General features: G+C 57.9%; 5 protein-coding genes. 3 read left to right on the forward strand and 2 right to left on the reverse strand.

The features are described from left to right. Positions 1–201, reverse strand: a 201-nt coding sequence (locus ACI77I_RS31520) for an NUDIX domain-containing protein (protein ID WP_407000099.1), incomplete at its 3' end; no start/stop codon positions are given. 398 nt (positions 202–599) lie between these two features. Between ACI77I_RS31520 and ACI77I_RS31525 the strand changes: the two genes are divergently transcribed. Beyond that, the gene (locus ACI77I_RS31525; RefSeq protein ID WP_406979649.1) at positions 600–1,475 is read left to right on the forward strand and encodes a polyprenyl synthetase family protein; all 876 of its coding nucleotides are present in this window, start codon (positions 600–602) and stop codon (positions 1,473–1,475) included. 49 nt (positions 1,476–1,524) lie between these two features. Here ACI77I_RS31525 and ampC read toward each other — a convergent pair whose 3' ends face one another. After that, positions 1,525–2,679 carry a class C beta-lactamase gene (gene ampC / locus ACI77I_RS31530; protein ID WP_094953556.1) on the reverse strand — a complete coding sequence of 385 codons (1,155 nt, stop codon included), beginning with the start codon at positions 2,677–2,679 and terminating at the stop codon, positions 1,525–1,527. A 128-nt stretch (positions 2,680–2,807) separates the two neighbouring features. Here ampC and ACI77I_RS31535 point away from each other — a divergent pair, with 128 nt between their 5' ends. Further along, positions 2,808–3,698 (forward strand): LysR family transcriptional regulator, encoded by an 891-nt coding sequence (locus ACI77I_RS31535; protein WP_407000101.1) that lies wholly within the window; start codon positions 2,808–2,810, stop codon positions 3,696–3,698. 76 nt (positions 3,699–3,774) lie between these two features. After that, on the forward strand, positions 3,775–4,959 hold the full coding sequence (locus ACI77I_RS31540) for a DUF2252 family protein (protein WP_407000103.1): 1,185 nt from the start codon (positions 3,775–3,777) through the stop codon (positions 4,957–4,959). Positions 4,960–4,996 lie beyond the last annotated feature (37 nt).

The raw sequence follows: 4,996 nt of genomic DNA on the forward strand, positions 1-4,996 counted from the left end.
GTGTCCGCAGCAGGTATTACTCCACAAACCAGGGGAGTGGTACTTGCCGTCTGCTCGTTGTTGCAGGAGTACGCGAGACTGTCGGTCGAATAGGAAGATCGAGAACGCACGGTGCAGCAAGCCTTCTTGATGCGCGCGCAGTTTTCCGGCAGTTCCTATTTGCTGATTGTTGAGGTCAACGAGTATCAGTAGATCTTCCATTGGGCAGTCGTCGGGCGAAATTGTAAGGTAACTTATAGTGCTGAATGGGGCGGCGAGGGTGGTTTTTTTGTAAACGTTTTAAGTGGCGAGGGTGTGGCTTTATAAACAGGGAGCGTCTTATGCTTTTTGTTGGTTTTCTCGGCTGCTTTAATTTCGTTAAAGTTGGTTGATAAGTTTAGAACGTTGCTAGCGTTGATTCAGTAGCAATGTAGTCCACGTAAAGCAGTGACCTGTGCTGTGTTGACGGTCTTTTACGCGTGAAAAAACACTGTGTAAAAAAGTGAGAGGGGACGCTCTCATACCTGTCAGCCAGCGAGGTCGTTGAGATGGTCAATTCCTGCTTGTCATTTGATAAGGCCTGGTACTTGAATGCCAAAGCCCAGTGGTCTGAGCCTTTCATGTATCAAGAACGTACACCTGGAAAGCTCGTGCGAACGGAGCTTGCGTGGGCGCTCTGCGCATTCTACGGCTTGCCTTGCGCCCAGGCGCACGTGTTGTGCGCTGCCATAGAGCGAATAAACCTGTCTTCATTGATACATGACGATCTGCTCGATGGGGACAGTTTGCGCCGTGGAATTCCAACGGTGTGGAAGCAATATGGCGCAGAGGTCGCGCTGGTGTCAGGGATGTACGGCTACTTGGATGGGCTGAGAGTGCTCGCTGAATTAAATGATATGAATATTGTGCGTGCCGGCATAGAGAGCCTTGAGTGCCTGCACGTCGGTCAATACCTCGATGCTCAAGTAAGTGCCGGTGAAAAGTTGCCCTCCCTGGAAGAGTATGGGTGCATTGCACAGGCCAATACCGGTTGTTTTTTCGTGGTTTTATTAAAAGCCTGCCAATGTCTAAGGCCGCTGGATATTGACACGTATAGTCTGCTCGAATCGATGATGCTTCTACTGGGTGTCTATTATCGCTACGTCAATGATTACTGCGATATTAATCATATTCCTCATTTTGAAAAGAAAGGCTTTGCGATGGATCTGGAAGGCGGCCCAAAATCGTTCTTGATGATTTTGGCAAATGCGCCATTGGTCAAGGGCGCATTAACGGCGGATCAAAAAAATCAAATTATTCGGGCCTTCGGGGAGGCGGGTGTATTCGACGCCGCTCTGGCGTTGATGGAGGAAACGTATGCACAGCTTCTAAGTTACTTAGACGCTGTCAGGCAGCGCGAGGGGGCGGCTAATATCAAAGTGCTGGAGGCGTTTTTAAGTAGCGTCCATTTCCAGCCGGGGCCGGATGACAATTACTACACGCGCGTGCTGGCGTAGCGTCGTCGCGGCCACGTGTGTCCGCGACGGTCGGAAACAGGCGCGTCGTTTAGTGATCCATCGCACTCAAGATCGCATAAGCCACCTTGACCCGCTCAGCATTCGGGTAGTTCTTGTTCGCCAGAATGACCACGCCCATGTCCTTGCTTGGCACGTACACCACGTACGCGCCAAACCCGCCGGTTGAGCCGGTTTTGTTGTACAGCACGTTGGCCGGTTGCGGTTGTGCCGGCGTCAGCCAATTGGCCTTGTGCGGCTCCATCGCCATGGGCGTGGAGTTGCCCTCCAGCAACGCTTGCAGCGTGATCGGGTAAGGGTAGCGCTCCCAACCCAGGCCCTGGGTCATGCCGTTCACGGTGTAGTAACCGGCGTGGGTCGCCGCGATGGCTTGTTGCAGCGGCTTATCCAAGGTTTCCGGGTGCATGTTCACCATCACGTAGTGAGCCAGGTCCTGGGTGCTGGTCTTGATGCCGTAGGCTTCGCTGTCCAGTGCGCCGGGGCTGACGCGTGTGGGTTTCAGATTCTTGTCGTAGCCTTGGGCGTACAGGCCGCGCTTGTCAGCAGGCACGCTGACGTGGGTGTTGTTCAAGCCCAGCTTGGGCAGCAGGGTTTTCTGCAAGGCGACGTTGAACGGCTGGCCAAGGCTTTGCGCCGACAGGTAGCCGAACAGCCCGATGCTCGGGTTGGAATACAGGCGTTGTGCGCCCGGCCCGTAAGTCGGTTTCCAGTGCTGGAAATAGCCGAGCATGGTCTCGGCGCTGTCGGCAGCATCCGGAAACTGCAGGGGCAGGCCGCCTGCGGTGTAGGTCGCCAGTTGCAGGAGGCTGATCTGGTCAAAGGCGCTGCCGGCCAGAACGGACAGGTGCTCGCTGGCCTTGTCCGAGAGCTTGAGCTTGCCGGTCGCCTGGGCATAACCGCCAAGGGTGGCGGTAAAGGTTTTGCTCACCGAGCCGATTTCAAACAGGGTGTTTTCGCTGACGGGCTGCTGGGTTTCCTTTGAGGCAGTCCCGTAGTTAAAGTATTGCGCCTTGCCGTTTTGTACGACAGCGACCGCGAGGCCCGGGATGGCCTGTTGTTGCATTAACGGTTTTACGCTGGCGTCTACCACGGCTTGCAGGTCGTTTGCGGCCAGGCAGTTGCCGGCGGCGAGCAATGCGGCCAGAGCCGTTAAATTACGTACTCCAAGCAAGGACAGTTGGGGCATGATGGTGCTTCCATGAGAAGATTCGATAGAATAAAGAGCCTGCGCAGGCGAGGCCAATGTAGGCAGTTTGCCGGCTGCGAACAAACGATGATATCTCGCACCAGCCATTAGAAAATTTAGGGTCAAGCATGCTGCGTTCCCACCTGCCGCTCAATGCCTTGCGCGCCTTCGAGGCCTCGGCTCGCCATTTGAGCTTCACCCGCGCAGCCATTGAGCTATGTGTGACCCAGGCGGCGGTCAGCCATCAGGTCAAAAGCCTGGAAGCCCAACTCAATGTCACGTTGTTCAAGCGCCTGCCACGCGGTTTGATGCTCACCAGCGAAGGCGAAACCCTGCTACCGGTGGTGCGCGAATCGTTTGATCGCATCGCCCAGACCCTCAGCCAGTTCGAAGGCGGGCATTACCGCGAAGTGCTCACCGTCGGCGCGGTGGGTACTTTTACCGTGGGCTGGCTGCTGCCGCGCCTGCCGGACTTTCAGGCGCGCTACCCGTTTATCGACCTGCGCCTGTCCACCCATAACAACCGCGTTGACGTGGCCGCCGAAGGCCTGGATTACGCGATCCGCTTCGGCGCCGGGGCCTGGCACGGCACGGATGCCTGTGAGCTGCTCGCAGCCCCGCTGACCGTGTTGTGTACACCCACGCTTGCCGAACAATTGCGCACGCCAGCCGACCTGTTGAAGCATACCTTGCTGCGCTCCTACCGCGCCGATGAGTGGACTCAATGGTTCCAGGCCGCCGGCCTGCCCGCTGACACCGTGGTGCCGCGCAGCATCGTGTTCGACTCGTCGCTGGCGATGATGGAAGCGGCGCTGCAAGGCATCGGCGTGGCGCTGGCACCGGCGATGATGTTCTCGCGGCAATTGGCCACGGATGCGATTCGCCAGCCGTTCGAGGTGGGCATCACCACCGGCAGTTACTGGCTGACACGCTTGCAGTCGCGGGTTGAAACAGCCGCCATGTTGGCGTTCAAGGGGTGGCTGGAGGAACTGTCGACAGCGCAGCCAAAACTGTCTTAATGCCACTATTTTGAAACAAAATGAAACATTCTCTCGGGAATAGAGATCTACCCCATCTCCCGCACTGAGTTCATCCATGAAAACCCCGCGCCCCGCCGACCGCATGCCCCACCTCACGCAACTACGCAATTTGAAGATGGCACGCTCCGCCCATGCCTATGTGCGGGGCAGTACGGTGCAGTTTTACGAATGGTTGCACAGCCAGTCCGGCCGCCGTTTGCCCCATGGCCCGGCGATCTGGATCTGCGGCGATTGCCACGCGGGTAATCTCGGCCCGACCGGTGATACCAAAGGCCGTATCGACATGCACATCCGCGACCTCGACCAGACCGTGATCGGCAACCCGGCCCACGACCTGGTGCGCCTGGCGCTGTCCTTGGCCACCGCCGCACGCGGTTCGGACCTGCCAGGGGTGACCACCGCGCGCATGCTTGAAGAAATGATGGTCGGCTACGCGCAAGCCTTCAAAGACAAGCCCGACGAAGCGCCGCCACGCCCCTCCCAAGTCAAGGCCGGTATGCGCAGCGCCGTGGAGCGCACCTGGAAAAACCTCGCCCGTGAACGCATCGAAAGTGCCCGGCCGACGATCCCGCTGGGCAAGCACTTCTGGTCATTGTCTCGGGCAGAGAAGGGCGCCTTGCAAACACTGTGCGCCTCCGATGACATCCACCAGTTGGTCACCTCACTCAAAGGCCGCCCCAAAGACGCCAAGGTTGAACTGCTGGACTCAGTCTATTGGGTCAAAGGTTGCAGCTCCCTGGGCTTGCTGCGCTATGCCGCGCTGCTGGCCGTTGGCGACAAGGAGGATCAGGAATATTGCCTGATCGACATCAAGGAAGCCGTCGGCGCCGCCGCACCGCGAGCGGCACGCGCGAAGATGCCCAGGGATAACGGGCGGCGCGTGGTGGAGGGCGCGCGTCAGCTTTCACCGAGCTTGGGCGAGCGCATGGTCGCGACGCGTTTTCTCGACCATGGTTTTTTCATTCGTGAATTGCTGCCCCAGGACATGAAGCTTGAGCTGGATGAACTCAGCGAAATCGATGCCATGCACGCCGCCGGTTACCTGGCCCGCGTGGTCGGCATCGCCCACGCCCGGCAGATGGACCGCGATACGCGCAAGCAGTGGATGGCGGTGTTGCAGGAGAACCGCTCGAAACAGTTGGATGCACCGTCGTGGTTATGGACCAGTGTGGTGCAATTGGTGGGCAGCCATGAGCAGGGGTATCTCAACCATTGTCGGCGGTATGCGTTGGAACATTGATCTGAAAAAAAGCGACTAACCAATGTGGGAGCGGGCT

It is taken from the genome of Pseudomonas sp. D47, assembly GCF_045447305.1.
Classification (GTDB): Bacteria; Pseudomonadota; Gammaproteobacteria; order Pseudomonadales; family Pseudomonadaceae; genus Aquipseudomonas.

What these genes read in the sequence shown, in the direction of transcription:
- ACI77I_RS31525 (WP_406979649.1), top strand. Translation starts at nt 600, where the DNA reads ATGTATCAAGAACGTACACCTGGAAAGCTCGTGCGAACGGAGCTTGCG.
- ampC (WP_094953556.1), bottom strand. Translation starts at nt 2,679, where the DNA reads ATGCCCCAACTGTCCTTGCTTGGAGTACGTAATTTAACGGCTCTGGCC.
- ACI77I_RS31535 (WP_407000101.1), top strand. Translation starts at nt 2,808, where the DNA reads ATGCTGCGTTCCCACCTGCCGCTCAATGCCTTGCGCGCCTTCGAGGCC.
- ACI77I_RS31540 (WP_407000103.1), top strand. Translation starts at nt 3,775, where the DNA reads ATGAAAACCCCGCGCCCCGCCGACCGCATGCCCCACCTCACGCAACTA.